Genomic DNA, 26,974 nt, shown 5'->3' on the forward strand with positions numbered 1-26,974 from the left:
AAAAGCAGACAACCACTTCATTTCGGGAAATGAGCTTCACTACAAAGGTCTTGGACACAATCCCCAATTTTCGCTTTCCATTCCGCTAAACCTTCCCGCTTCTCACGGGAAGGAACACTACATTCCGAGCCAAAATCGTGAATTAAGTCCGCTTTAAATTCTATAGAAAAAGAAAAAAGGTTGTTTTATCCTCGTAAAGAAATGGGATAAGTTTATATTTATAATTCATTCAGCGAATTATGCAAATCAAGAGAAATACAATAAAAAAATTATTTATATCGGTCTGTTTAGGACTTATAGTTTTGGGATGTTCGGAGAAAAATAATGAAGCAAATATAAAATTATTGCTCGTCGAACAATTAAAAAATACCCACTCGAATCAGGAGTGGTTTGTGCCAACAAAAAAGGCAATAGAAGGAATTACAATTGAACAATCAAATTGGAAAGACACTACGGCAAATCACTCAATTGGGGAATTGGTTTCCCATTTAATATTCTGGAACGAAATGAACCTTAAAGCTTTCAAAGGAGAAAGAGTTGCTGAATTTGAAGGCGATAATAAAGAAACCTTCAAAAAGAACGACGGACAAGATTGGGGAAATGCAATGAAAAAATTAGATAGTATTCAAACTGAATGGGAAAGACTGACTGAAAATGCAACTGATGAACAGATAATGAATTGGCATAGCGATATTGCCAATATGACTGCGCATACCGCATATCATACAGGACAAATAATTTATATCAGAAAACTTAATGGTTGGTGGAAATAAAAAATTAAAACTTGCTACCTGAAATCAATTTTAAAGAATTTACGTTGCATAACAATGTATCCAATGAAATGTATTTAATAAAGTAGAATCAAGGCTTTACAACCCACTCAGCACATTCCCCTACATTCCACGCTTGCCTGCTGAAAAAGCAGGCAACCACTTCATTCCGTGAAAAGAGCTTCATTACCAATATCTTGGACACAACACCCAATTTCAGCTTTCCATTCCGCTAAACCTTCCCGCTATGCTGGGAAGGAACACTACATTCCGGAGCCAAAATCGTGAATCAAGTCCGCTTTTCTAATCGGAAAGCCATCGGCTTGATTTTTCTTGACAGGATTTTCGGCGCGGTCTTCTTGAGCCCTCACTCGAAAATCCTTAAAAACCAAACCGCTGTCTTACACATTTTAAGGGGTTTATAATGGATAAAGCCTTTGTTGTTTTTCGGGTCGTCGAAAAACAGGCACGACATAACCAATTCTAATTTAACCACAGCTGCTTATTTCGCTTAACTGTCGGTACGCTCAAACGCAACTGCGTTTAAAAGAATTGCTAATGCCCTTATGGAACTTGTCAAGACTATACAAGTTTTAGTGAAAAATAAGGCTTCTACTTCCTTGAAAATCCAAGGATTTTACTACGTCGCAAACACACCTGATTTGTTCCCTAAAAGTCTTGACAAAACCCACTCTATCCATTGTGCGGTGCACGAAAGAAAAGAACAAACACCCCTTAAAATTTAATTCAGTTTAAAACAAATAGGGGAAATATAAACCAGTCTGTAACAAAGCAGACACAAATCTTTTTATTATGAGTACTATTAAAAATCACGTACAATTGATTGGAAACGTTGGACAAGAACCAACCATTACGAACCTTGAAAGCGGTAAGAAAGTAGCCCGCTTCTCAATCGCTACAAACGAGTATTACAAAGACAGCAAGGGCGAAAAGCAAACGGACACCAACTGGCATACCGTAGTGGCTTGGGGCAAGACCGCTGAAATCGTTGAGAAATATGTCGAAAAAGGCAAAGAAGTAGGAATAACAGGGAAACTAAAGACCCGAACCTACACGACCGATGATGGCAACCAACGCTATGTTACGGAAGTCGTAGCCGATGAAATCCTATTACTTGGAAGTAAAAACGATAAGTAGGATTTTAAAAATTAAAGAGGGCGTAACCGTCTAAAGATGCGCCCTCTTTTTTTCATTAATCACATATTAAATAGATGACAATGAAAGCACAAGTTAACGAAATAAAAATTAGCTACAAAGGGGGTTTAAAATCCTCTAAGTGGCAGAAAATAAGTAGTTCACAAGATGCGGCTGAATTACTTTTTGAGGACTGGGATAAAGATACAATTGAGTTGCAAGAAACTTTTAAGGTTGTATTGTTAAACAACAGCAACAAAGTAAAAGGGGTGTATCAAATTTCGCAAGGTGGAATAACAGGTACGTTGGTAGATGTAAGGATTTTATTTGCGGTCATTTTAAAATCTTTATCGGTGGGGATTATACTAACCCATAACCATCCAAGTGGTAAGTTGATGCCAAGTGAAGCAGATAAGCAATTGACGAACAAGATTAAGAAAGCGTCTCGGACTATTTGACATTAAACTTCTTGACCACTTGATACTTGCACCCGATGGGGATTATTATAGTTTTTCTGATAACGGAATTTTGTAAACTAAAAAAGCTATGGTATATCTAAATTTTACAGACTTAAGTGAAGAGGCTCAAAACCGACTTTTAGAAAATTCTAAAAAAGATGTGGAACGAAAATTTGGCGATGATATTCGCAAATACGTAAGAGAGAATTATACTTGTTTTGAAACAATGATTGAAGAAGAAGCAATGCGGAATTTGTATTCCTATAAATACGTATTCAACATATAATTTAATCAATTTTAAATTTAACACCTCTGAATTTTAAGAGGTGTTTTTGTATGCAATTAATACGAAGTCAATAAAAAAACGTATCTTTATTTCGCTGAAATTCAGCATTCAAATTTAAGTAGGGTTATCCACTTTTCGACTTTCGCCGATAACCGTACACATCGAAAAATAACATATCGGAAAATCATTTTCCCTGAAAATGGCAATCGGCTTTTTAGCTGGATTGTATGGATTTTTGTCACGCTTGCGCGTGACGAAAAGGAATAGCAAGAGGGTAACGGGCTGCGCCGCGTTACATAGTCTATTTTCATTTTAATCTATTGATTTTTAAGTACTTAAAAATAAGGTAGATATAAAAAATCCAGCAATTTGCGTCAAATGGTCTTGAAACACCAGTAAACAGGGATGGATTTACGTCAAATCTTTAAAAAAGCGAAAGGAAATGGACTCATTCATCACTATTAGGTTCAAACGGAAAACTGCCAAAAGATTTCAGGAATTTTCAAAAAGACACTTCAAAACACATACCGAAGCAATGGAAAATATCCTTGATTTTTTCTTCTATAACGAGATATCGCCAATGGAAAAACTAGGTCCCACGGGAAGAACCATCGAAGCCAAATTACTCAAAAGAATAAATGCTGTTATCGCCATAATGAGGGATGTGGAAAAGACACAGACCAAACCTACGGTGGCGATGATACAGTCACTTTTTCAAACCGAAGAACCGAACAAAAAACCGCTGATTGTAGAAAAGAAATATGCCGAAGAAAAAAGGGAAGTACGCTTTCGTGAAAAGCAAAATCCAAGCAATCAACTCTAAATATTTTAGCTATGTATATCACCATCACACCTCAAAAAATGGGCGGTAACTATTCTAAAAGTTCGGCAGATTTTGTGGGCTATTTAGAGAAAGAAAATCAGGGACTGGAACAACAGGATATGGAAAATTTTTTCAACCAATATGGGGATGAGATTTCTGCCGAAGAAGTGATAAAAGAAATAGATGGTAACACAGCTAAACTGGAAAAACACGAACCAAGATTCTATTCTATTACCGTGAGTCCGTCGAAATATGAATTGCGAAAACTTCAGAACAGTAGGGAAGATTTAAAGAGATATACTCGCGAGTTGATGAAGGATTATGTGGTTTCATTTAATAGAGAAATTAAAGGGCGACCGGTCAGTATTGATGACATAAAGTACTATGCGAAAATAGAGCATCAACGCACCTTTAAGGGAACGGATTTTCAGGTTAGGGAAAATCAACCTTTTGCCACAAAAATACTTCAGCTTAAAACTGAAATACGAAATATCCAAGAAGGACGAGCTGAAGGCAATATTAAAAGGATGAAAAAGGAAATCGCCAAACTAGAACGACAAGCACCACATCAACAGAATGGAAAACGAATAGTTCAGGGAATGGCGAAAGATGGAAACCAAAGTCATATCCATATCATCGTGAGTCGCAAGGATGTATCCAACAGATTCAGTTTGTCACCTGGAAGCAAATACAAAGCTTCTGATGTGAAGTTGAATGGGGAAACTGTAAAACGGGGTTTTGACCGAGATAAATTTTTTGAGAAAGCAGAAAAGACCTTTGACAACACTTTTGGCTATAAACGAAACTTTGCAGAAACCTATAAGGCACGAAAGGATTTTGTAAAAAATCCCAAACTCTATTTTGCTGCCTTAATGAAATTACCAGCTAACGAAAAAGCATTGGCATTTAAAATGATTACAAAAACAGGATTGCCGATAGTGCCAAGTATTCCAGTTAGTCAAGCACAAATTGCACTTCGAGTTTTCAAACGGTTAAGACGTGGCGTAGAAGTGGCCATTAAATCAAGTTCCATCGGAATCTAATTAATATGCAGATAGATAATATCATAACTACACTTTCAATTATTGGTGCGGCCAGTACTGTTTTCTATGCAATGTTTCGGGTAAGTAAATATGCGTTTCTATTGAATATCATAATGCTTTCGGTCTTCGTTCTCTATATTACTGAAGGAAATGAATTAGTGTCTATATTGCTTTATTTGGTTTGTCCACTACTATTAATTAATACAGGACTGTATGTTTTTCTGCATAAAACCGAAAATCCAAAAAATGGCGAAAGCAAATACCAAGTCAATTTTGCTACTACCAAGGGAAATTTCAAATTGGATAGTATCAAAAGGGGCACATCCATAATCGGTTCTGCCGGAAGTGGAAAAACCGAAAGTGTAGTTTATGGATTTCTAAAACATTTCCGGAAAGAGAGTTTTTGCGGAATTATCCACGATTATAAGGACTTTGAACTTACTGAAATGGCGTACCCACTTTTCAAGGATAGCGACATTCCGTTTAAGGTCATTTCCTTTGATAAAATCATTCACAGAGTAAATCCTATTGCGCCAAGGTATTTAGAGAACGAGGAAAGCGTCAATGAGGTTTCACGGGTATTAATCGAAAACCTTTTAGAGCAAAGAGAAAGTGGAACGACAGGAACAACAAAATTCTTTAATGATGCTGCGGAAGGTTTGATTGGTGGATTGATTTGGAAACTCAAAACTACCTATCCACAATTCTGCACGCTTCCCCATTTGATTGCCATTTATCAATATCTCGACACCGATAGTCTCATCCAGTTTTTGGAAACCAATACTACATCGCGAGCAATGGCAGATGCTTTTATTAGTGGTAAGGATTCCGAAAGACAAACAGCTGGTGTAAAAAGTACTTTGGCAAATGCTCTGAAACGAATCAGCACACATCGAATTTTTATGGCATTGTCCTCAGATGAAGTCCCACTCGATATAAATAGCGAAGAAAATCCAGCAGTCATTTCAATCGTCAACAATCCTAAATTCGAAACCTCTTATTCGCCTGTGATTGCCACCATAATCCACACTATTACAAAGCAAATGAGCGTGCGCGGTCAGAGACCGTCTTTTCTACTTATGGAAGAAGCGCCTACCATTCGACTATTGAATATGCACCGTATTCCAGCAACGCTCAGAAGTTATGATATTGCCACCATCTATGTGATGCAAGACAAAATTCAGAACGACATGATGTATGGCGATAAGGCAAGCAAGGCAATTTTGAGTAACCTGTCTTACCAATTTTTCGGTAAGGTAAATGACCCGAGACACCGCCAAATATTACGAACGCTTTTTCGAAATCATAAAAGACCCAACCAAAAGCATTAGTCGAGGGCATAACTTGGATTTTGATACTAGGATTACAACTGGCGAAAAAGAAATTCCAAAAATTCGGGCTGATGTTTTTTTTAGATTGAAACAGGGCGAATTTATTACCTATGCTGATGGTAAGGATAAAAAGGTGCAGTTCAAGTTAGCCAAGATAAAAAGAGAGTTCCCACAAGAATCGAAGCGATTTTCTCAAGCTGATTTGGAGGAAAATTTTGAAAGAATTTATATAGAGGCACGATCTATATTTAACTAAAGTTATTCTTCTTCATTAGACTTATCCAAATTAATATTATGAATAGATTTGTATGATTTCCAATAGTTTTTATTGGTCATTAATCCAGGGATGACATCGTCAAACCCAAACTCATATGGGTATTCTTCAAGGAGCTCAGTTTTGTACCTAGAAATGTGTTCACCATAAAACTGGATAATTTTTTTATGGTTTTTAACTACGTCGAAAACAGATTTAGAAAGCAATTTAGCATAACGTTCTTCAGACTTGGATTGTTTTGTATGAATGATTTCGTTTCTTAGGTTTTCAAGCTCTGTAAAAGACATCCACCAGTTTTCGAGACTTGGGTCGGGAGTATTTAAAATGGGACGTATTATTTTTTTAAACTTTTCCCGAAGTTGAAATTTTCGCTCGATAGCTTCTTTGGAATATATAGTTTTTACACCATTGGTTTCTGTTTGGTATTCCCATCCTGCTGGTATGCAGATATTAGCAAAAGCTTCTAAGGCTGTATATGCAAAGATGACCGCCTGAATAATTATTTCAAAATAGTCGTAATACTCTTTTTGTTTTTCTAAAGAAGGAAAACTACCGTGCCATTGTTTATGGCGTGGTAAAATAACTTTTCCGTAAAATTCCATAGCCTGGTTCAGGCACCTATCCGCTATATTGGAGTACAATGCTACGTCATTGGGCTGAATTAGCATTGTTTCTAGATGGTCAAATACTAATACCCAATTAGAATCAAAAATAAATCGACGAATAAAATTATCTTGGTTGAGCATTATATGAGGTTTCTTAACACGCCAATCCCTGTCTTTCCTATAAGTTTGAGTAATTTCTTTCCCAACTTCCAATAATGGATTAAGCACTTTCCAGCCATCGCCTAAAAAGGTCAAGTACTTTTTATTGTTTCTTCTTGAGTACGAATTTTCAATGGTGGTTTTCAGTTCACTTTCTTTTTCTAGGTGTAAGTGGGCTATTGTCTCAAAAGCAGACTTTAGCATCGTTACATAGTCAGTTTCTTTAGGTATGGGATGAAATAGAAATTTTAGAATGTATGCACTTTCGAGTTCAAAGTAAAGTGAAAATGGCGCGAGTTCTACACCTTCTATTTGGGTCATACTTTTAAAAATTTCTAGAAAAGAATCGAACTTACTAAGAAAGTCTGTGAGTGATTCCGATACAGGTACAACGTGATTTTCTATAAATGGTGTGGAAGCGTATAAATCAAAAAGTGAGGAATTGTAAATCCAGTCTCTGTCTTCTATATCTGTCTCATCTGATGAAACCACATTTACAGAAATTTCAATAGGAGGCTTTATTATTTTTAGATTTTCAATCAATACTTTATCTGTATAGAGCTTGAATTCTTTCCTGTCTGTGTGAATCAATAGGTCGCTTTCGATTGTTGGATATTTCATAAAATGTTGCATATTATCAACAATAATAGTAAATTTGTGGTAAATATGCAACAAAATGAATCTTAAGAAAACAATTCTATTACCGAAGTATCAGAAGGTTTTTGAACATTTGGGCGAAAATATCAAGCTGGCGCGAAAACGAAGAAAGCTCACGACAGAGCAGGTTTCTGAACGTGCAGGTATTAATCGTACCACACTTTACAGAATTGAAAAAGGTGACCCGGCTGTTGCCATAGGTTCCTATTTTAATGTGTTCAGGGTACTTAATTTGGAAGATGATTTTAAAAAGCTTGCTGTGGATGACGAATTCGGAAGAAAACTGCAAGACCTTGATTTATTATAAGAAAAATGGCTGGAGGACAATTTGACATATACGTTTTTGCAGATTGGATTGGTTTGGAAGAACCAACGCTTATAGGCACACTCTCTGCTCATTTCGCAAAAGCGAAAAAGGCGTTCAGTTTTGAGTATGATAAAAATTGGTTAAAGACCGATGCGCAACGATTGTTAGACCCGGATATAGATTTTTACTCAGGACCACAATATCCTACCAATAAAGAAAACTTTGGGATATTTCTAGATAGTATGCCGAGACACTTGGGGTAAGACTTTAATGAAGCGTAGGGCTGCTCAAAATGCTAGAGCCAAGAATGAAAAAGCAGAAACGCTGTATGAAATAGATTATCTGCTCGGTGTATATGACGAAAGCAGAATGGGTGCGTTGCGATTTAAAACTGAATTGGAAGGCCCTTTTTTAGATAATGATGCGCACAATCCAACACCACCCTGGTCATCACTTGGCGAGCTTCAAGAAGCAGTAAATCAGTTAGAAAATGATGAACAAAGTGATGCGGTTAGAAAATGGATAGCAGTTTTAATTGCACCTGGTTCATCTTTAGGAGGTGCAAGACCAAAGGCTAATATACTTGATGCTCAAAAGAACTTATGGATTGCTAAATTTCCTTCTAAAACGGATGTAGTGGATAAAGCAGCTTGGGAATTTTTAGCCTATAAATTGGCCATTGCTTCCGGCATAGAAATGGCAGAATCTAAAATTGAAAATATAAGCGGTCAAAACCATACGTTCCTGACCAAACGATTTGATAGGGATAATGGTAAACGAATCCACTTTGCATCAGCAATGACAATGACCGGAAATACAGAAGATATTATCAGAGATACAACACCTAGTTATTTAGAAATAGTTGAGTTTATAGAAAATTATGGTGCAGATGTCGAGACAAATTTACACCAGCTTTGGAGGCGGATTGTATTTAATATTGCCATTTCAAATACGGATGACCATCTACGAAATCACGGATTTATACTAACAGAGAAAGGATGGATACTTTCCCCAGCTTACGATTTAAATCCTTCAATAGAAAAAGATGGTCTATCTCTAAATATAGATATGGACGATAATGCTTTGGACTATGATTTGGCTAGAAGTGTAGGGATGTATTTTCGCTTAAGCGAAAAAGAGATGGAAACGATTATAGGTGAAGTGCTATCTGCAGTCAAGAATTGGAAAAGTATATCAAATAAAATAGGAATCAAAAACGCAGAAATAGAATTGATGGCTGGGGCTTTCAAGTGGTAAGAGAAGCAAGAAAATTAGATGGGTTACATATCAATTAAAAACGATGAGCAGAAAAATTATGGGTTGGTTCGTAAAACGGACTTAAACTTACGTGCAAAATATCCCGAACTTCAAACTTTGATTCATCAAACTTCAGATGGCTCTTTCATAATTCATATTAAAAATAGAAAGGTTGATTTTGTTACTATTGAAGAAGAATTTGAAAAATCCATCAAACCTCTTTTCCTTTCGGTTACAATTTCTACAAGGAAACCAAAAGGTAAAACTAAATTAGTTCCAAGTTTAGAGGATAAAGACATCCCTAAAGGAATGCAAGGTGTATTGATGCCAATGTCTCGATGGGCAGATATGTTAATGTCCAAGTTCCCATATGTAAATTTTTACAAAATCACGGATGAACGAGGTATATTAAACATTCATATAGCTAACTATTGGATTGAACAAAGCGGTGTCAAAAAATGGCAGTTTTTGACTAGGTTTCAGGAAGGAGGTCTTATTGACTTCCTCAAGAGACACCAAAGTGGTCTCGGAATTTAGAATACACATCGACGAACTTGAAAGCCAGCCAATTAATAAAAATGGGTTTTCAAAAGATGAAGCCGCTGTTTACTATTGTAATCATTTGGGGCGAGATATACCGAAATTTATCCAGCGTGATGAATCAATCTGGTACGATAATATCAATACTATTTACGAAGGTAATTTTAGAAAAAATGGTCTCTTCTTTCTCAGCGAAGATGAATATACCTGCTACATTGACTTTAGCGTCTTTCCAAATGTAGATTTACGCTATTGTATCTTATTATACCAACGCATATTCTTATCGCCACCCATAACTAAAAATATGGACGATTGGTTCAAACAGCTATCCATAAAAAGGTCAGATTTTCTAGAATTAATTCTGCGAGAACGAATCACCTTAATTCTCATACAAGATATTTCACGCTATGACAGAAAGTTTCTTGACGAAGTTTATGCTTTAAAACCCAATGCTATTGTTTCTAGAAGAGCTGTAGCTTGCTTGCAACAATGTGACATAGTTGAGACTGCGGACAATTACCTATTTGGTGACGGGATATCTATAAAGGAACTAAAATTTATAAGTGAGATAGTTGCGAAAAAAAGCAAAATGGACGCTTCTTTTCTTCTTAAAACTTTGACTTGGCCCATTACTGCTAAGCGTGCAAGTTTTGACGTTTTGCAATTAGGTGGAATTCTAAGTGCGTCAGTTTATGGTGTAAATAAAATTATTGACAATCCGCCTCACGAAAACATTAGTGAGAGTAGTGAGTTTATGCTCAACGTATTTTCTTATGCAGCGCACCTTTCTAATTCATTAAATGCTACTTATTTTCCCGTAAAAGGACAAGACGGATTTACGGATGCTACCTACACGGAAACTATGGGTACTTTATTGAACTTCTACAAACGGGCAACAGTCAATTCACTTAAGAATTTTGTTGATGGCGAACAGAACCTAATTAAGGGAAACACGCTTATAGAACCCATAGAGCTTGTAAAAATTAATGACTATATACCAATATTAGAATTAGAAGAAGTTCTGAGCAAAGAGATTGTATATCCCAATAGCAAGAGGTTGCTTGAAGCTTTGGCTGACCTCAATCCCGAAGAACAGAAGCAAAAAGTTGAATTGTATAATACCGAGGTTCAAAAGTTTTTGAAAGCCCAAAGAAAAACAGGCGTCATTGTAGACTTAAGTGCCCAAACTCTTAATCTAGCTCTTGGTGTGGCAAGTGGCACGCCCACTGGACCTATGTTATTCATACTGAAATTATTGGGCAAAAAACCTTTAAGAAGTTTAAATCCAGTTCGAGGATTGATGGAGAATATTGAACTAGCTTTAAAGCAAGATGTAAAAGACACAAAGAATATTCACTACCTCTCTCGTATTAACAGAGTAGCTAAATTAAAAGAGTATTAAGAGATGGATAGAGAAGAAAGAATTAAAAGACATCTTGCCTATTTAGCACAAGAGAAAGCAGACGAGTTAGAAAAAAACAAGAGCCTCATCAAAGCTTTTATTGACTATTGTAAACAGTTTGAAATTGACCTAAACTCTTCAAATTTTGACTATCAACAAGGTCTTGGAATACTCTGTAATTCTAAAGATATTGTACTTAAAATCAATCCTGAAATAACAACTGATAAAGAGGGACTTTTTGATTTTCATCATTTGCTTAAAACCTATACTAAAAAATCATTTTCAGAAGGCGCTTTGTTCGCAGATAACTATATCATATTTGCGAACAGTTATTATAGAAGAGGCTTTTATGAGAACAATAACTTCGCCCCAAGGTTTATAGACCACTTTTGGCGTCACGATTTTCAAGAAAATGAAGTTTCTCTTGCCTTAGATTTAAATAGAGTACGCATCGATACCGAAGGTCCTATTTTAATTGAAGAAGATACCTGGTACGGCGCAAACTTTTCTGAAAATATAGCCACAATTAAAGACGGTGTTACCAACTTAAGACCACCTCAATATTTAAATGAGTTTGAATTGGACTTTGTATTTGCAAGTGCTTTTGCGTTGGATGTCTATTGGTATTCCTATGAAAAAATAAAAGTTTTCCAAGCTTTAGAGTTCAAACAACCTAATGTCACAATAAAAATTGAAGGGAATTCCTATTTTCCAGTACGATATGTTCACGCTGAATATGATTTAGATAAAGAAACATTCCGTCATTTTGATGGAGCGATTCAGTTTTATACAGAAGCCGAGTATTATGAGAGAAGAGAGAACAACTTTAATAGTAAAGTAAAAGGTGAATATCAGGTAAAGAGTATGTCTAAAAAACTATTTAAAATCAATGGTGATTTTTCGGTTGATGACTGGATAAAGTTTACCAGTCACTTTTTTGCCAAAAACCCTCTCATTTTAGAATATTTTGAAGGAAAAGAGCCGGACCATTTGGTTCCCTATCTAGAGGCATTCAAAAAAGAAAAAGGAATCACTTAAACATATAATTTATGAAACTAGAAAATGAAGATAAAACAAACGAAACCAAAGGAATGCTTTATGAAGCTTATCTCAACAGAGGGTTACGATTCGATAGACGAAAAAGACGTGCTTCTAAAATGGAACTTCTCAATCTTATCAATGCCGAAAACGGAAAAGGATTTAAGTTTCACGGTAGTGCTGCAAAACAGCTTAAAGAAATAAAAGTAAGACTCGCAAATGCGACAAAGTTGATGATTAAACATCTCGATTTAGATAACGTAAATGAACAGGCATTATATAAGTTTTTAGAAGAGCTGCAGAGTGCTAATAATTCTGAAGATGTAGTAAAATTAGTAGATGAAGCACTTTATTTTACACAAGAAAACAAATAAATTTTATGACAGAAAATAAAGATATATTCATCAGCCATTCAGGAAAAGATAAACAAATAGTAGATAATTTTATTGATTTGATATTGCACGGAGCTCTCAGTGTACCAATTAATAATATTTTTTGCACTAGTACTGATGGCACTAAGATTAAGTCTGGTACCGATTGGCGTAATTCAATTTTAGACGCGTTGCAACAAGCGAAAATCAATTTTCTTATTATTTCATCTAACTATAAAGAGAGTGAAGTTTGTATGAATGAAATGGGCGCAGGCTGGGTCGCTTCCGCAGAGGTCATTCCATTGATTTTAGAACCGATTAATTATAAAACGGTTGGTGTAATTCAAGAGCCAATACAAATTGAAAAGCTTTTGGATGAAAAAAGTTTGGATAGAATCAAAGATATTCTTCAAGAAACTCTAGATATACCTATCTCAGAAATTAAAAGTGACCGCTGGACAACCAAGAAGAAAGAATTTGTTTTAAAAACTAAAAAGTATTTAAAAGAAAATCCGTTTCCAAATCCATTGGACCGTGAAGTATATGATGAACTAATTCAAGAAAATGATGAACTTGAAACTACCCTTACTAAGCTTATTGAAGAAAAATCTGAGTTAGAGGATTTGGTTGAAGAATTAAAAAAGGCAAAAGATAAAAGCGAGGTAAGTACTATAGTTAAGAAGTATAGTGATACAACCGATTTTGAAGAATTCAAGGCGTTGACAGTAAAAGTTAATAAGGCATTATCAGGTTTTCACCCTATAATAATTGGTATAATTTTTAAAACATATGCTGATAAAGATATTAATATTGAAGCTTTGGCATATAGAGTAAATTTGGATGAAGCCTTAGCGAATGATTATATAAATGAAGAACTCGAAGCAAGCTTTAGTCGAACGAGAAAAATGGAAAATTTAGAGTTGCTTTTGGATGAATTATCATCTTTTATGAAAAGGGATTTATCACCGAATTTGAAGAACAATTCGAAAACGAATATGAAGACGCACCATTTTCAATAATGAATAAGATATTTTGGGAAGAAGTTCTCGATTTGAACTTATATTTCAGCTAAGTGCCGACTATAATCAAAACATTTCCGCAAGAACGTCTTTTAATTATTCTGATTTTTTAAATGAATATTAGAGATTTAATTGAGACCAAAGTGAATGCACTTTGGCAAGAATTTAAAGCTGAAGACTACTGTAAATTTTCACCTAATTCAATCGCAGAAGTACCCGATAACGGTATAATATTTATTGGAATAAACCCATCAATGATTAAAAAAGTAAGATTGAAATTGATTGAGAAAGATGATATTAATTGCGAATTTTACAAACTTACATACGACGAATCTAAGGAATATCGATATTTTAAAAAGTTTTTTGATGTAGCGAGAAAAACAGGGCTAAATTGGGGACACCTTGATATACTATATAATAGAGAAACAAATCAAAAAAAAGTAAAAGGATTATTAAAAACAGAACGCGGTAAGGATTTTATTTATAAACAATGTATGATTACAAAAACTGTTCTTGACTATTTGATTGACAATGATAATCCAAGAATTTTTGTTGTCACCAATTCATTTGCAAGAGACCTATTAGGTCGATATAGGAAGAAAGACGAACCAAAAAAACCTAAACATTGGATTGGGTATGACTTTATATGGAATGAACGTCCGGGAACATATTTTTACAAAAACAATCCGTTCTTTTTTAGTAGTATGCTTACTGGACAGAGAGCATTGGATAATGGTTCCTATGAAAGACTAGTTTGGCATGTAAATTTGATAAAAGAAAGTCTATCTGCTGATAGTAAAATTTAACTTTATTTATTAAAATAACCGCTTAGAAGCACCTGCCAAATTTTTGCGACCGTTGTTGCAATAGTCAACCTCAATCTCAAAAACAATACAGTTTCTACCAGTTTGCTTGCTGGCAATAGCCGTTGAGCAGCTTCCACCAAAAGTGTCCAATACTAAATCCCCAGGATCTGTGCTTTTCTCGATTAGGTAGCTTATTAGGTCAACAGGCTTTTCTGTAGGATGGTTATTATTTTTGGTTTTGGCAGATTTTAAAATATTACAATCGCGTTTACCGTTCAATTTTTTACTTCCATTACTGCAGAAGATTATCATTTCATATTTTGGTGCGTAATCACCTTTTAGGTCACCAGTTCCGTGGTTTTCCTTTTCCCATATTAAGATGTTTTTTATTCTAAATTCTTTTCCAAGGAAAAACTTAAATACTTCCACATTATGCCAAGAACAGAATACATAAAGATGAGCTTCATTTTTGCATACACGCTTTAGTTCTATCACCCATTTATCTAACCAGTCTAAATTGTTGTCGTTTTGCATTTTTTTATGTCTCTTACCTCTCTTATTGCTTCTATAATTTATGCCATAAGGTGGATCTGTCAGTACCAAGTCCACGCTACCTTCAGCGACAGACTTAATACCGATATTCCAGTCTATATTTATTATTTTTTGCATTTGTATTACAGTAAGATTACGTTGCAATTAGAACATAGTTATGGCTTTTCGGTATCTTTTTGATACCGAATAATTAATTTAATAAATAGTGTGTGAATTTTTAAAAAGACCCCTTTTCCCTCGGTCCTTTATTAGTCACTTTCCATTGGTCATTTTCTTTGACGAGTTTAAAGATACCTGTCTTTCCATCATAGGACGTTTTATATCTTACCCAAGCAATTTCACCATCAATGGCTTCATCTATGATTTCTACTTCGATTTCTTTATCGGAATCTGGCAGCATATTTTGAACCGTAATCAAACTGGCATAACCTTCTGATGTCGTATGCTTTTTTAATGTGGATTCATCTTTAGAGAAAAAGCTTTTCGCAACAATTTCTGCGGTTTCTGTGTGGGACATATTCTTATTTCCTGAACAGGAAATAAATAAAAGTACGAGTGAGCAAATGACTAAATTCTTCATAATATTATTAATTTGGGTTATTGATATGCCTATGCGATATTTTCAGTTTTATATTGCGTTCGCCATCTTTCTCGTTCAATTCTAAAATTGCCCTACGGTCATCAGATAATGAAAATTTGGGCAACACATAAACGAATCTTACCGTTTCATTTTCCGAAATTTTAGAAGGTAGATTGTGTTTGTACATCGGTTCTTGATAGAGACGCTGTAAAGATTTTCTTTTTCCTTTTTGCCGAGTTTCAATTGAAAGGTTCAAGAAATTCAAGTTGTAATCCAAGGTAGAATTATTTTCAATCTGGATAACGAAGTAGAGTTCTTCTTTATCAAAAACAATATTCTCAACGCTCAAAACAATACCTTCGTTTCGCTTTTTAATCCGACCGATATGCTGATTTCTATCGAGAAGGTAAGAACAGAATTTTTGATAATAATACGTTCTGTTATCTATACTTTCTTCAGAAGTTACAGTCTGAATTGAATCGGTTACTAATGGCTTTTCGTTCCCAATACTACTTGATAACGGTATGAAATAATTAAGCCTAGAAAGCTGCGCTTTATACCTTACAATATACGAAAAAATTGAACCATTTCTGTTGACTACCAGTAGATTACTTTCTTTTCCTGGTTTTGCTTGTAGCAACCCAAAATACTGTTCATTTTCACGATTGTATGTAAAAATGAAGTTATCTGAACCAGTTATACCTTGTCGTATGGGTTCGGAAAAAATAGTGCTACATTCTTTGTGTCGTTTGCGTAAATGGTGTCGAGCACTTTTGTTGTTTGTGCTTTCGCAAAAGCGGAAATCAACAACGTCAATATTAGAATATATGTTCTCATAATTTAGGTTTTAGAATTAATCTGTAATTATTCAATACCGTAACCTTTACATTACGGTTACTTCGTCTTAGCACCTTTGTAATACCGCCAACTTGTGGGACAGTAGGAATATTGATGTCACCGATGACATCATCCAAAACTTCTGTTGTGGCTTCTGCCCGAAAATTGTTTTGCACATAGATACCTTCACTACCATCCAGTAAATCAAACGCTTTTAGTTTGGTGGGATGATGCTTTATGTTTTCAATCTCTATTAAAGCACGATTCGGCTGAAAACTTATAAACCCAAAAACTGGTGTATTCTTTGGCATCAGTTTATTATTGATTGTTGCAGCTTTGGTAAGGCGCATTCGTAATCTAGTATTTGCTTTTACAACCTGGTCGCCATCGACAACCACGTAAATGGTTTCATCTGTATTGCCGATGATAGAAACTTCATTGGGTTTAGGTGAAGCAGCAAAGAAAAGTTGATGTTCCAACCCTAATTCTTTAACTTCAATTTTTTGTTCTCGCCTTATTTCAGCAGAATCAATTTGTTGGGGATTTTTTTGAGCAACTTTCTTTTGCCCAAAGTTTTGATATCGCTTTTCAGAGTATTGAATCTTGCCAGCATCATAAATACTATCTACAATACGTTCTTTTTCACGTTCCGGTAAATCCGGGTCATAGAAACCCAAAGAATCAATCAATTTTTCATCATAGATGCTTGGTGCATTGTTCTCGCGAACTTCTTTTAAATCGTTGATGGCATCCAGTTTAGAATCATACTCTTTTTGGTTTTCTTCCAAATCGGGTATCAGGGTCTGTTCAAGATTTTCATTTTCACTTTCATCATCGCCCATTACCATTACAGAATAGGAAATTAGGAATATGAAAACAACGACTAACACAGCTGCAAAGACTATTTTATTTTTTTCTACTTTCATAATCGTGGTTTTTAAATGCCGATTATCGGCTCAATTTTCATCGTTTAATTTTTTTAAGGTGTTCTCGAAATAGTTTGTAATTAACAATCCGTGTGGATTATTAGGAAAATTTCTGTCAACTGGAATTAAGTTTCCGGTAGAAACAAGTTCGTAAGTGTCTATTATTGAACCTCGATTTATTTCGAAAACGGTAATCGTTCTAAAGACATATGTTCCGTTTTGTTCTTCGATTTGTGAATCAATACTCAGTACTTTCTGAACTAACGAGTATTGCAGTAATCGGTTATAGACACCATCAGCTTTTTTCTGACGGTACAGGTTGTCCACAGAACTATTACCTAGCCACAGCGCCTTTTCTAGATTCCGTTCATAGTTACTGGCATCGATGTTATAGAAATAGTTATGGAAGAGGTCTAAATGTGCCAAAGCTTCAACCTTAAAATTTTCTTTTTGTGTAACGAGCTTCAGCGGAATAATACTGCCGTCGGTATTGATTGCAAAGGCACTATTGAGCGCTTTTTGATTTGTATTGAATGCCATCCAAAGGGATAAGGTGCTGGACAGCAATGCACAGACAACGACTGCTAAAACGATAAATCGATTTAATTTTAAGACGTTATAGATATTCTTGTATGGTGTTTTCATTCTTAATTGAATTAGTTGGTAAACAATCTCAGCGTAAAGGACGTGGCGCGTCTATAGAGTTTGAATTTTAGGAAAACGATAAAACCTACTGAGCCGAGCTGCACCACAGGTGCAAAAAAGCCCTGGCCTACATCTGTCCCGAATAGATTGGTCCGGAAGTTTGTATTGATTTCCGTGTAGAGCGCATTTACAAATATGTTGACCAAAAAGAAGGCAGGCACAAGCATATAGACCGCAGCATACAATTTGAAGAATGTATAGGCTAAAGAGCGGAATTTTTCAAATACCGCAAGACTTATGACCAACGGAAAAAATGCTTGCATTATACCCAATAGAAAATAGCGCTCTGCAAGAAATAGCGGGTAGATGAACAAATCTAAAATCCAAAGAAAAAGGCTGATAATAAATGCAAATATTTTGAATCCGTAAAGTGGTGTTACCAAGGCTTCATATAAGAGCGTCATTGCGGCTTGTGCAACCTCGATTATACTCACGTCTTCTTCAATGGGAATGTCCTGCATCTGTAATGGCAATAGAGCTGGTGCTGTGCCACGATACTGTGCTTCGATGGAAACAAGTATGCTATCAAAAAAACCGAGTACTTGTGTAGAAAAAATGACCGAGAAGAACAATTGCAAAATTCTTCGCCAATTCGCCAGGACTCAATCCCCACGTGTAACCATCTTTGTCCGCAATACCTTCATTGTATTTTTTAAGTATATTGACCGGAAAGAACAAGACAGCGAGTGTTTTCATTCCGGCAATTGTGTATTGCGAGAAACTACTGTTCTGTATGGTCCGGAAAACCGTATCTATATATTCCAGTCCGATTCCTAAAAGAATGGTTGCGGTCATTTTTAATATTCTGTTTCGCGATTATTGACTTTATCTTGCATTTTTCTGAAGGAAATAATGTCACGATAGCGTTTTGTTTTCGTAGTGATGTTAGAAACCATTTCCCTTGATTCCAATTCTTTTGCTTTCAAAATTTCTGCACGTTCGGCATCGCTCATTTTTAAATAATCGCTTGATAGGATTTCGTCAATAAAGTCAACCGTATTCAAAGAGTTTTGGACTATGGCATCGAATGATTCCACAACTCGACTGACTTCCTCCGGTTTGATGTAAGGCGAGTTCAAAATATCCTGCAAATCGTTTTGCATTACATTAATAAGGCGCTGGTTGTTTTGTCCAATTTCTTGAACAGCATTTAATTGTTGCACCACACTAGATACTTTCTCTATTGCCTCTTTTGCATCTTTCAAGAATTTTACGGACTTAATCATTTGAGCTGTCTGTTTACCAGATTCTATGAGTTGTTTTACCAAGCTGATAAAATTGGTATTGTCATAAGTGGGCATTCCTTGGGCTTTGATATTTAAGCTAAACAGCAATGCTATTGCGAGTACTAAGATTTTTGATTTCATAATATTATGTTTTAGATGTGAATTGAATTATTGCTTTTTGCATATCGTGATGCTCTTCGTAGAGCTTCATTATGTCTTCGTTTTCCTGTCCATCGGTCAGGTAAGCCGCATAGACTTCCTTCGGAACTTCAAGCCGAAAAATGTTACTTTCCTTTCCAATCTTAATGAACATTTCAGTGTACTTCCTTGGTCCGGAAAGATTGTTTTTGATGGATTTTAGTTGATTAAGGTCGTGGCTTGACAGGTTCAACCTTTTGACCAGTTCATCATAACCCTTTTCATTGTTTAGACTGTATATGACCTGTGTGTTTTCCAGTATGCTTGCCGATGTAGAATTATTCGGAAGCTGATTGATAGACTGAAGAATTATGCCGATAGCACCGTTCTGTTTACGTATTGCCTGATAGTAGAACTCGACACTTTCTAGGACGTTTTCAAACTTCAGTTGTTTGGCAAACTCATCAAAAAGTATGATGCCTTTCTCAGCTCTGTTTTTCCAAATCGTTCTTTGGATGGCGGACTTAATTAGCTTCAACATTACCGACAGGATTTCCTTATTGTCTTTTACTTCATCGAGTTCAAACACAATCAATCGTTTGTCTTCGATTTTATAGGTCTGATCTTCGCTTACTTCAAAAAGGAAACTATATAGACCATCGCCGACATACTCGGACATTACGTGTAAAAAGCTCGTGACATTGAAGTAGTCGGGATGGATTTTTAGATTGTTCAGAAGGTCTTTCTGATTTCTTTCTATAAAGCTGTAAAAACCATCTAACGAATGATTTTCTGAAGTACTATCGTAATAATGGCGCAATATCTTTTTGACCGAAACTGATTGTGCTTTCGTGACCTTTAAGTCTGAAGCAAACAATTCAAATAGGAAAACTGATAAGTCTTCCAATCGTTCTGGTGTGAGGTCATTTTGATTGCTGATAAAGAATGGATTGATGCCCAAGTTCTTTCCGCTTTCGTAGCGAAGCACCGTATATTTTTCAGGGTAAAGTTTAGCGAATTTGGTATAAGAACCACCTAAATCAATGATGACCAAACGAACGCCACTTTCAAAATATTGGCGTAAAATGTTGTTGGCCAAAAAGGATTTGCCTTCGCCTGTTGGCGCAAAAATCGCAAAGTTCCTTGCCTTAATTCGTTTCTTCTTTTCATCCCAAACATCCTTTAAAACGGGAATGTTATGCTCACGGTCATTGAAGATGATTCCAGTTGCATCGCTTTTGTAGTTGGTATTATTGATGAACAGGCAAAGTGCGTGTTTTAAATCAGTAACGTATAAATCATTATTTGAAAAATTGGACGAGAAGCAGCAGTAACTATTTAGTATGTAATTTTTACGTTCTTCGCCTCTTGGATAATAGGGGATGATATCCAATTCCTTAAATTCAGTCTTTATTTTTGAGGTTATCTTGTCGAGCTCTTTGGCTTCCTTTGCCCAATAGACAATATTGAGATGACCACGGATGATCCGGGCATTATCATCGGCATTTATTTGGTCGAGGATGTGCTGGATTTTGCCAAGTACTACTTTGTTCTGAGAACCAAAATTGGAACTTTTGTTCAGTTCCTCGATTTTTTTATCAAGCAGTTTGCGCCACTTTTGTTTGTCATCCAAATACAAAATTTGATTGACAATGTGGTTTTCATTAAGCGTAAGCCCTAAGCCATCAATAAACCCTTGATGAAACACAAAATCGTCAGAAGTGAATTTCTCATTGGTTTTGCTACTCTGTACACTTTCGCCAAAGCACAGTTCGCTATTGATGGCCAGGGCATCAAAATGGTTTTCGCCAATATTGACGCTTTTCTTATCTAGTATTATGTCAGTATCGAAGCCCTCGTTAAAACCGTTGAAATAGGAACTTGTGAGTTTCTGAATCTCTTCCGCTTTAAGCGGAAGGAACGCCATTTTTCGGCTATTGTTTATAAAGGAAACAGAGTCACTTACCGAGTTGACGAAGCTTTTAATGTTGTCATTCAGTTCTTGTACAATTCCTTTTGAAACTTTTCGGAACGGATTGACATATTTAGGATTGTTAAGTGCCTTGTTTTTAGTCAGTATAAAGAACAAATAGCAGCTGTGTTCAATATGTTCACGTCCTTTAAAATGCTCGTGGGTTGCTTTTTCTAAAAAGGTTGTATTCGGAAGTTGCTGTGAGGTATATGATTTCTTCAGATAGATATCCTGTTTATGAACCACAGTACCAACCGGAAGCGATTTTAAAGCCTGAAACCAAGCACCGTGCATATCCTCAAAATCCTTTTCGGACAGTGAATAGATTTACGGTAAATTCCCTTTATAGCATAAAATAACGTTGCCATTATTGGCAAATACGATATTGTCCTGAATATCCACGATGGGTTGATATGCTGAAAGGTTAATCTTGTTCATAATCAAAGCCAGAATTTCTTTTGTTACTAATGATTTGTGGAAAGGCTTTTGTCATTTGGAAAAGCTGCGGATTGTGGGTTATTCTTGTCAATGCAACATATAATGCGGCATTGAAAATTAATATCCCTATAATCATCCCGAAGCTGAAAGAGAATATGATGACCAACAGCGATGCAAGAATGGAAACCATCATTAGCGCAAATAGGGAAATGGGCAGCCCGAAAATGACTGCCCGTTTTCTAATGTTTTTATAGACCTCGAACCGTTTCATCGTTACACTACGATTCCTATTAAATATGTGAAGATGCCTACGACTGCGCCTGCAATCAAAACAAATACAAGAACTCCCGGTTATCCCTTTTTTTAGGTCAGCATTTTCCCCAAAGAAATGTCCTGCGTTGAACAGGAAACCAATGAGGAAAATGACCCCTAATATGATTGGGAAAATCGTTCGGATGGTGTTGGAAACATCATCGACCGAATCTTCAATGCCACCAATTTGAGCAAAAAGCGAAGTGGATAATAGCGAAAGAATGGATGCTAAATAGTGTGATTTTTTCATAACGGAAAAGTTTAAATTTTTAGTTCATTTTCGTTATTGGAAATTTACATATATTTGAACATAAATACCTGAAAATCAAATATTTGTGAATAAAATATTATTTGATATTGATTGAATTCCGTTGCTATTATTTGACATCAAATTCTATGAATTTTTGAAGTGAAGTTGTTGATAACCCGAAAATTGAAAATGAAAAAAGTGCTCAAAAACGTCAGTTTTGTGATTTTGCTTCTAAAAATGTGTGTCATTTTTGGACAAGAAACGGATGCTCAAAAACAAATAGTAATTGACATTGGACACGGTGGAAAAGATGCTGGTGCAATTGGCATAAATGGCATCCAAGAAAAGGATTTTGTTTTGTCCATTGCAAATGAAATTTTGAGGTTAAATAATGAATTGGAAAAGCCTTTGGATATTTATTTAACCAGGTATAATGATACACTAATTTCTTTATCGCAAAGAACTAAGCTGGCCAAAGCATTAAAAGCGAATTTATTTGTGTCCTTGCATTGCAACCACTCTGAAAATCCAAATGCGAGAGGGATAGAGGTTTATGTTTCAAGAAAACAAAAGGAATTCTCAAAAGCATCGGTATTTGCAGGCTATAAAATTGAAAGAGTCCTTTGTGAAACAATAGGCTATGAAAGTAGAGGTGTGAAGTTTGCAAACTTTCAGGTGCTGAGGGAAACGACAGAATATTGTCCTGCTATATTAATAGAATTGGGCTTTTTAAGCAATGTAGATGAAGCTCAGTATTTAATGAAAAAAGAAAATGTTCTCGCCATTGCGCTATCAATTTTAAAGAAATTATAAATTAAAAAATGAGGTTATGAAAGAGCTATTCATCGAAATTATTAGAAGCATAAAGCAACTTATTTTTGCTTATTTCAGAGAGATTAAGAATTTAATGCGATAAAATAATTTTGACGATTTAAATATTAATCGTAATATTGCAATGAATTAATATAAATCACGATGGGATTAGCCAAAACGGAAATGTTCACAGACCAGCAAAACCAAATTTCGGTTTTTGCAAAAGCATTTGGACATCCCGCCGAGAGTGGCAATCCTGCAACATCTTTTCAAAATTGATGCTTGTTTTTGTGGCGATTTAGTAAAGGAAATCGGTTTAGCACAACCGACAATTTCACAACACCTGAAGGAACTAAAATATTTAGGCTTGATAAAAGGAACAGTTGAAGGAACAAGTGTTTGCTATTGCATAGACACCGAAAACTGGACGGAAATGAAAGAGATTATGTCCGAATTTTTAGGACAGGACTTGTTGCCAAAAGATGAATGCTGCTAAAAAAATTTAAACAATTTAATCGTTTTATTGCGATAAAAGAATATATAAATTTAATCATTTTATAATTATGAAATCAAAAATTGCAATCCCAATCGTGGTAGTTTTGCTTTCCTTTCAGCAAGTAATTCAGGCACAAACGCTCAAGAGTAAAATTCAAAAATCCGTGGTTGAAATTGGCGATACATTCCCTGAAATCCCAATGGACAGGCTAAAGTATCTTGACCAGGTTAGTTTTTTAGTATTCAAAAAGTTAGAAGACAGCACCAAGCTTGACGTGCTATTTCTTGATAAGACCAATCAAGAAATTAGCCAACTTGCAATGATATGGCTTCAAACAGGTATGCTATATTATGGACATAGCGATATATTCAATATCCAATCCGCAGGCTTCTCGCCCAAGATTGAACCTATGCCAAAACTTGCGGAATTAAAGGAATATGGTTTCAGCATAAGAAATACGCGCGGGGAAAACCCAATGTCCTATAAGATTGCTTCGGTTCACGTAATTGGACCGTATATCCAAAATCTTTTAAATCTTTAAATTTAAACAGCGAGACTACTTTCAATATATATCTCGGAAAACTTATCTGACGACGAGACTAAAAACAACATTGAATTACTTTTTTCAGATACATCAAGCATTCCAAAAGAAATGCTCTATATGGCAACACGAATAAACAATCTATTGCAAACAAAACAATAAAAATTAATTTTATGAAATTATCACAAATCAAAGCCCAACTTACGCAGTTGGATAAAATCGCCTTCCAACTACCAAATGGCGATTTGGTTTCAAATCACTTCCACGTTACCGAAGTGGGCAAAATCACAAAACATTTCATTGATTGTGGCGGAACTGAAAGAAAAGAGGAAGTTGCCAATTTTCAACTGTGGAACGCAAACGATTATGACCACAGATTGCATCCGGAAAAGCTATTGAGCATCATTGAGCTTTCAGAGAAAATATTGGGTATCGAAGACTTAGAAATTGAAGTGGAATACCAGGCCGAGACCATCGGTAAATTTGGACTCGATTTCGACGGAAACAATTTCCTGTTGACGACCAAACAAACGGACTGTTTGGCCAAAGACCAATGTGGCATTCCAACGGAAAAACCAAAAATGAAATTATCTGAAATTCAAACTTCAACTTCTTGCGCACCAGGAAGTGGTTGTTGCTAAACTTTTAAAAAAACTTCACAATGAAAATAATACTATTCAGCGATATTCATTCAAACTTACCTGCATTACAAGCATTTTTTAAAGATTTGGAAAACAGGGAATACGATGCCATCTACTGCCTTGGCGATTTGGTGGGCTATAACGTTTGGCCCAATGAGGTCATCGAGGAAATCAGAAAGCGAAAAATACCGACCATCGCTGGCAATTATGACTTTGGTATTGGCAGGAGAAGCAATGATTGCGGTTGCGCATATAAAACTGATGAAGAAAAAGCAAATGGGAAGGTTTCAATTTCTTTGACCAACGAATTGGTTAATGATAAAAACAGAGCGTATCTGAGAACACTTCCAGCCCATATCAAATTAGAATTTCAATTGAATGAAGACCGATTGAATGTGCTATTGGTACACGGAAGTCCACGAAAAATAAATGAATATCTTTTTGAAGACAGAGCAGAGAAAAGTATGATTCGTATTATGGAACAAGCCGATGCCGATGTGATGTGCTTTGGTCATACCCATAAACCTTATCACAGAACTTTCGATTCGGCAGATGAAAGTGCGTCACATTTTCGGCACGCTATCAATATCGGGTCAATTGGCAAACCCAAAGACAGCGATAATCGAGGTAGTTACATCATTTTAGATATCAACGAGAATGCTTCGGTTAAAGATAAGGACAGTATTTCTGTAGAATTCGTAAAGTTTGAATACGATATCGAGAAAGCGGCAAAGGCGGTCGAAGACAGTATTTTACCCAACAGCTATGCTGATAATTTAAGAAACGGATATTAAACCTTGCAACTATGGAAGCATCTAACAATCTATATTTTTCCAAAGAGCACACTTGGATAAAAATTGAAAACGATACCGGAACTATTGGTATTACCACTTTTGCCCAAAGTGAACTTGGCGAGATAGTCTATGTTGACTTACCAAGCGTGGGCGATGAGTTTGAACAGGACGAAGTTTTTGGTTCTGTCGAGGCGCTTAAAACGGTAAGTGATTTATTTATGCCACTTTCGGGCGAAGTTACGGCCATTAATGAAAATCTACTTGAAAACCCAACACTTGTAAATGAAAAACCTTTTAGCGAAGGTTGGATGGTCAAAATGAAAGTTAGTAACCCGAACGAGCTTTCAAATCTTTTGAGCCACGAGGCTTATCAAAAATCAATAAATAAATAATATGGCTAAGAAGAAATTAGGCTTTCTCGATAGAAACCTTACACTATGGATTTTTGTCGCAATGGCAATAGGTGTAGGGATTGGATATTTTATCCCAACATTTCCAAATATCATAAACTCATTCAGTAGCGGAACAACCAATATTCCGATTGCAATCGGTTTAATATTGATGATGTATCCACCTTTGGCTAAGGTCAATTATGCGCTCTTGCCTAAAGTTTTCAAAAACACAAAAATCCTTTCCATATCCCTTATTTTGAATTGGGTAATTGGTCCTGTCTTGATGTTTGTTTTGGCAATCACGTTTTTACGTGATTATCCCGAATATATGGTTGGACTTATTCTAATAGGCTTGGCACGTTGTATCGCTATGGTCTTGGTATGGAACGACCTCGCTGAAGGAAGTAGCGAGTATGGTGCTGGTCTGGTCGCTTTGAACAGTATTTTTCAAGTCTTTGCATATAGTTTTTATGCTTGGATTTTCATAACCGTGCTTCCGCCTTATTTTGGATTTGAAGGTGCTATTGTGGATATCTCAATTGGCACTATCTCTGAAAGTGTAGCTATCTATTTAGGTATTCCTTTTGTGATGGGAATATTGAGCAGACTAATTTTAGTAAAACTAAAGGGCGAAGATTGGTATACAAATAAATTTATTCCGAAAATTTCGCCCATAACATTGATTGCACTTTTGTTTACCATAGTAATAATGTTTTCGCTAAAAGGCGAACTGATTGTGGAAATCCCGATGGACGTAGTGATTATTGCAGTTCCTCTACTCATCTATTTTACGTTAATGTTTATCATCGGCTTTTTCTTTACCAAAGCAACAGGTGCAGAATACGACAAGACAGCAGCAGTTGCATTTACTGCCGCAGGAAATAATTTTGAATTAGCGATTGCCGTTGCCATCGCAGTCTTTGGGTTGAACTCAGGACAAGCTTTTGCTGGTGTTATTGGACCTTTAGTGGAAGTTCCAGCGTTAATACTATTGGTTCGGGTTTCCTTTTGGCTGCGGAAAAAATATTATGGTAAAATCGAGGTTTAAGTTGTTAAAGGG

General features: G+C 35.8%; 27 protein-coding genes and 7 pseudogenes. 24 read left to right on the forward strand and 10 right to left on the reverse strand.

Annotated features, from left to right (window positions below):
• Positions 1–239 precede the first annotated feature (239 nt).
• From N7U66_RS16705 to N7U66_RS16735, 7 genes and pseudogenes are all read left to right on the forward strand, one after another.
• A complete protein-coding gene (locus N7U66_RS16705; protein ID WP_267676187.1) occupies positions 240–773 on the forward strand; it encodes a DinB family protein in 534 nt (177 codons plus the stop codon).
• 810 nt (positions 774–1,583) lie between these two features.
• The gene (locus N7U66_RS16710) at positions 1,584–1,928 is read left to right on the forward strand and encodes a single-stranded DNA-binding protein (RefSeq protein WP_267676188.1); all 345 of its coding nucleotides are present in this window, start codon (positions 1,584–1,586) and stop codon (positions 1,926–1,928) included.
• A gap of 80 nt (positions 1,929–2,008) precedes the next feature.
• A pseudogene (locus N7U66_RS16715) lies at positions 2,009–2,459 on the forward strand (JAB domain-containing protein).
• Positions 2,460–2,471: 12 nt separating this feature from the next.
• Positions 2,472–2,669, forward strand: a complete 198-nt coding sequence (locus tag N7U66_RS16720; RefSeq protein ID WP_267676189.1) for a hypothetical protein — start codon at positions 2,472–2,474, stop codon at positions 2,667–2,669.
• A 442-nt stretch (positions 2,670–3,111) separates the two neighbouring features.
• Entirely contained in the window at positions 3,112–3,492 is a 381-nt protein-coding gene (locus N7U66_RS16725; RefSeq protein ID WP_267676190.1) for a BfmA/BtgA family mobilization protein, read from the forward strand.
• Positions 3,493–3,503: 11 nt separating this feature from the next.
• Entirely contained in the window at positions 3,504–4,535 is a 1,032-nt protein-coding gene (gene mobB / locus N7U66_RS16730; RefSeq protein ID WP_267676191.1) for a MobB family relaxase, read from the forward strand.
• 5 nt (positions 4,536–4,540) lie between these two features.
• Positions 4,541–6,122: pseudogene (locus N7U66_RS16735) on the forward strand (type IV secretory system conjugative DNA transfer family protein).
• 2 nt (positions 6,123–6,124) lie between these two features.
• Here the strand turns inward: N7U66_RS16735 and N7U66_RS16740 are convergent.
• Positions 6,125–7,525 carry a hypothetical protein gene (locus N7U66_RS16740; protein WP_267676192.1) on the reverse strand — a complete coding sequence of 467 codons (1,401 nt, stop codon included), beginning with the start codon at positions 7,523–7,525 and terminating at the stop codon, positions 6,125–6,127.
• A gap of 55 nt (positions 7,526–7,580) precedes the next feature.
• Between N7U66_RS16740 and N7U66_RS16745 the strand changes: the two genes are divergently transcribed.
• From N7U66_RS16745 to N7U66_RS16780, 9 genes are all read left to right on the forward strand, one after another.
• Positions 7,581–7,868 (forward strand): helix-turn-helix transcriptional regulator, encoded by a 288-nt coding sequence (locus tag N7U66_RS16745; RefSeq protein WP_267676193.1) that lies wholly within the window; start codon positions 7,581–7,583, stop codon positions 7,866–7,868.
• Positions 7,869–7,873: 5 nt separating this feature from the next.
• On the forward strand, positions 7,874–8,131 hold the full coding sequence (locus tag N7U66_RS22255; RefSeq protein ID WP_313791295.1) for a hypothetical protein: 258 nt from the start codon (positions 7,874–7,876) through the stop codon (positions 8,129–8,131).
• Between the two features lie 7 nt (positions 8,132–8,138).
• Positions 8,139–9,125 carry a type II toxin-antitoxin system HipA family toxin gene (locus N7U66_RS16750; RefSeq protein ID WP_313791296.1) on the forward strand — a complete coding sequence of 329 codons (987 nt, stop codon included), beginning with the start codon at positions 8,139–8,141 and terminating at the stop codon, positions 9,123–9,125.
• 18 nt (positions 9,126–9,143) lie between these two features.
• Positions 9,144–9,662 carry a hypothetical protein gene (locus tag N7U66_RS16755; RefSeq protein ID WP_267676194.1) on the forward strand — a complete coding sequence of 173 codons (519 nt, stop codon included), beginning with the start codon at positions 9,144–9,146 and terminating at the stop codon, positions 9,660–9,662.
• Positions 9,622–11,067 (forward strand): hypothetical protein, encoded by a 1,446-nt coding sequence (locus N7U66_RS16760; RefSeq protein ID WP_267676195.1) that lies wholly within the window; start codon positions 9,622–9,624, stop codon positions 11,065–11,067. Before N7U66_RS16755 ends, N7U66_RS16760 begins: the two co-directional genes overlap by 41 nt.
• A gap of 3 nt (positions 11,068–11,070) precedes the next feature.
• Complete coding sequence (locus N7U66_RS16765; RefSeq protein ID WP_267676196.1) at positions 11,071–12,105, forward strand: LbetaH domain-containing protein; 1,035 nt, start codon at positions 11,071–11,073, stop codon at positions 12,103–12,105.
• Positions 12,106–12,116: 11 nt separating this feature from the next.
• Positions 12,117–12,479 (forward strand): hypothetical protein, encoded by a 363-nt coding sequence (locus N7U66_RS16770; RefSeq protein ID WP_267676197.1) that lies wholly within the window; start codon positions 12,117–12,119, stop codon positions 12,477–12,479.
• A gap of 5 nt (positions 12,480–12,484) precedes the next feature.
• Positions 12,485–13,495 carry a toll/interleukin-1 receptor domain-containing protein gene (locus tag N7U66_RS16775; RefSeq protein ID WP_267676198.1) on the forward strand — a complete coding sequence of 337 codons (1,011 nt, stop codon included), beginning with the start codon at positions 12,485–12,487 and terminating at the stop codon, positions 13,493–13,495.
• A 113-nt stretch (positions 13,496–13,608) separates the two neighbouring features.
• Positions 13,609–14,301, forward strand: coding sequence for a hypothetical protein (locus N7U66_RS16780; protein WP_267676199.1), 693 nt, complete (start codon positions 13,609–13,611; stop codon positions 14,299–14,301).
• 9 nt (positions 14,302–14,310) lie between these two features.
• On the opposite strand, the gene N7U66_RS16785 is transcribed toward N7U66_RS16780, so the two are convergent.
• From N7U66_RS16785 to N7U66_RS16820, 8 genes and pseudogenes are all read right to left on the reverse strand, one after another.
• Complete coding sequence (locus N7U66_RS16785) at positions 14,311–14,970, reverse strand: DNA-methyltransferase (RefSeq protein ID WP_267676200.1); 660 nt, start codon at positions 14,968–14,970, stop codon at positions 14,311–14,313.
• Between the two features lie 100 nt (positions 14,971–15,070).
• Positions 15,071–15,370 (reverse strand): nuclear transport factor 2 family protein, encoded by a 300-nt coding sequence (locus N7U66_RS16790; protein WP_267676201.1) that lies wholly within the window; start codon positions 15,368–15,370, stop codon positions 15,071–15,073.
• Positions 15,371–15,440: 70 nt separating this feature from the next.
• Positions 15,441–16,270 (reverse strand): annotated as a pseudogene (locus N7U66_RS16795) (DUF4138 domain-containing protein).
• Positions 16,267–17,196: a conjugative transposon protein TraM gene (traM, locus tag N7U66_RS16800; RefSeq protein ID WP_267676202.1), complete on the reverse strand. Its 930-nt coding sequence runs from the start codon at positions 17,194–17,196 to the stop codon at positions 16,267–16,269. The pseudogene N7U66_RS16795 and the gene traM overlap by 4 nt, the downstream one beginning before the upstream one ends.
• Positions 17,197–17,226: 30 nt before the next feature.
• Complete coding sequence (locus N7U66_RS16805; RefSeq protein WP_267676203.1) at positions 17,227–17,841, reverse strand: conjugal transfer protein TraK; 615 nt, start codon at positions 17,839–17,841, stop codon at positions 17,227–17,229.
• Between the two features lie 11 nt (positions 17,842–17,852).
• Positions 17,853–18,696: pseudogene (locus N7U66_RS16810) on the reverse strand (hypothetical protein).
• 2 nt (positions 18,697–18,698) lie between these two features.
• A complete protein-coding gene (locus tag N7U66_RS16815) occupies positions 18,699–19,268 on the reverse strand; it encodes a conjugal transfer protein (RefSeq protein ID WP_267676204.1) in 570 nt (189 codons plus the stop codon).
• A gap of 4 nt (positions 19,269–19,272) precedes the next feature.
• Positions 19,273–21,675, reverse strand: a pseudogene (locus tag N7U66_RS16820) (TraG family conjugative transposon ATPase).
• Positions 21,676–21,746: 71 nt separating this feature from the next.
• On the opposite strand from N7U66_RS16820, the gene N7U66_RS22670 reads away from it, so the two are divergent.
• Complete coding sequence (locus N7U66_RS22670; RefSeq protein ID WP_390886589.1) at positions 21,747–21,929, forward strand: hypothetical protein; 183 nt, start codon at positions 21,747–21,749, stop codon at positions 21,927–21,929.
• 19 nt (positions 21,930–21,948) lie between these two features.
• Here N7U66_RS22670 and N7U66_RS16830 read toward each other — a convergent pair.
• Positions 21,949–22,237 (reverse strand): annotated as a pseudogene (locus tag N7U66_RS16830) (hypothetical protein).
• A 189-nt stretch (positions 22,238–22,426) separates the two neighbouring features.
• Between N7U66_RS16830 and N7U66_RS16835 the strand changes: the two are divergent.
• The 7 genes and pseudogenes from N7U66_RS16835 (at position 22,427) to arsB (ending at position 26,962) form a co-directional block, all read left to right on the forward strand.
• A complete protein-coding gene (locus N7U66_RS16835) occupies positions 22,427–23,050 on the forward strand; it encodes an N-acetylmuramoyl-L-alanine amidase family protein (RefSeq protein ID WP_267676206.1) in 624 nt (207 codons plus the stop codon).
• Between the two features lie 162 nt (positions 23,051–23,212).
• Positions 23,213–23,546, forward strand: a pseudogene (locus N7U66_RS16840) (ArsR/SmtB family transcription factor).
• A 67-nt stretch (positions 23,547–23,613) separates the two neighbouring features.
• Complete coding sequence (locus N7U66_RS16845) at positions 23,614–24,087, forward strand: hypothetical protein (protein ID WP_267676207.1); 474 nt, start codon at positions 23,614–23,616, stop codon at positions 24,085–24,087.
• Between the two features lie 173 nt (positions 24,088–24,260).
• Entirely contained in the window at positions 24,261–24,728 is a 468-nt protein-coding gene (locus tag N7U66_RS16850) for a DUF6428 family protein (protein WP_267676208.1), read from the forward strand.
• Between the two features lie 20 nt (positions 24,729–24,748).
• Positions 24,749–25,522, forward strand: coding sequence for a metallophosphoesterase family protein (locus tag N7U66_RS16855; protein WP_267676209.1), 774 nt, complete (start codon positions 24,749–24,751; stop codon positions 25,520–25,522).
• 11 nt (positions 25,523–25,533) lie between these two features.
• Positions 25,534–25,914 (forward strand): glycine cleavage system protein GcvH, encoded by a 381-nt coding sequence (gene gcvH / locus N7U66_RS16860; protein WP_267676210.1) that lies wholly within the window; start codon positions 25,534–25,536, stop codon positions 25,912–25,914.
• A gap of 1 nt (position 25,915) precedes the next feature.
• The gene (arsB, locus tag N7U66_RS16865) at positions 25,916–26,962 is read left to right on the forward strand and encodes an ACR3 family arsenite efflux transporter (protein WP_267676211.1); all 1,047 of its coding nucleotides are present in this window, start codon (positions 25,916–25,918) and stop codon (positions 26,960–26,962) included.
• Positions 26,963–26,974: the final 12 nt, after the last annotated feature.

The organism is Lacinutrix neustonica, from assembly GCF_026625145.1.
In the GTDB taxonomy this organism is placed as follows: Bacteria; Bacteroidota; Bacteroidia; order Flavobacteriales; family Flavobacteriaceae; genus Lacinutrix; species Lacinutrix neustonica.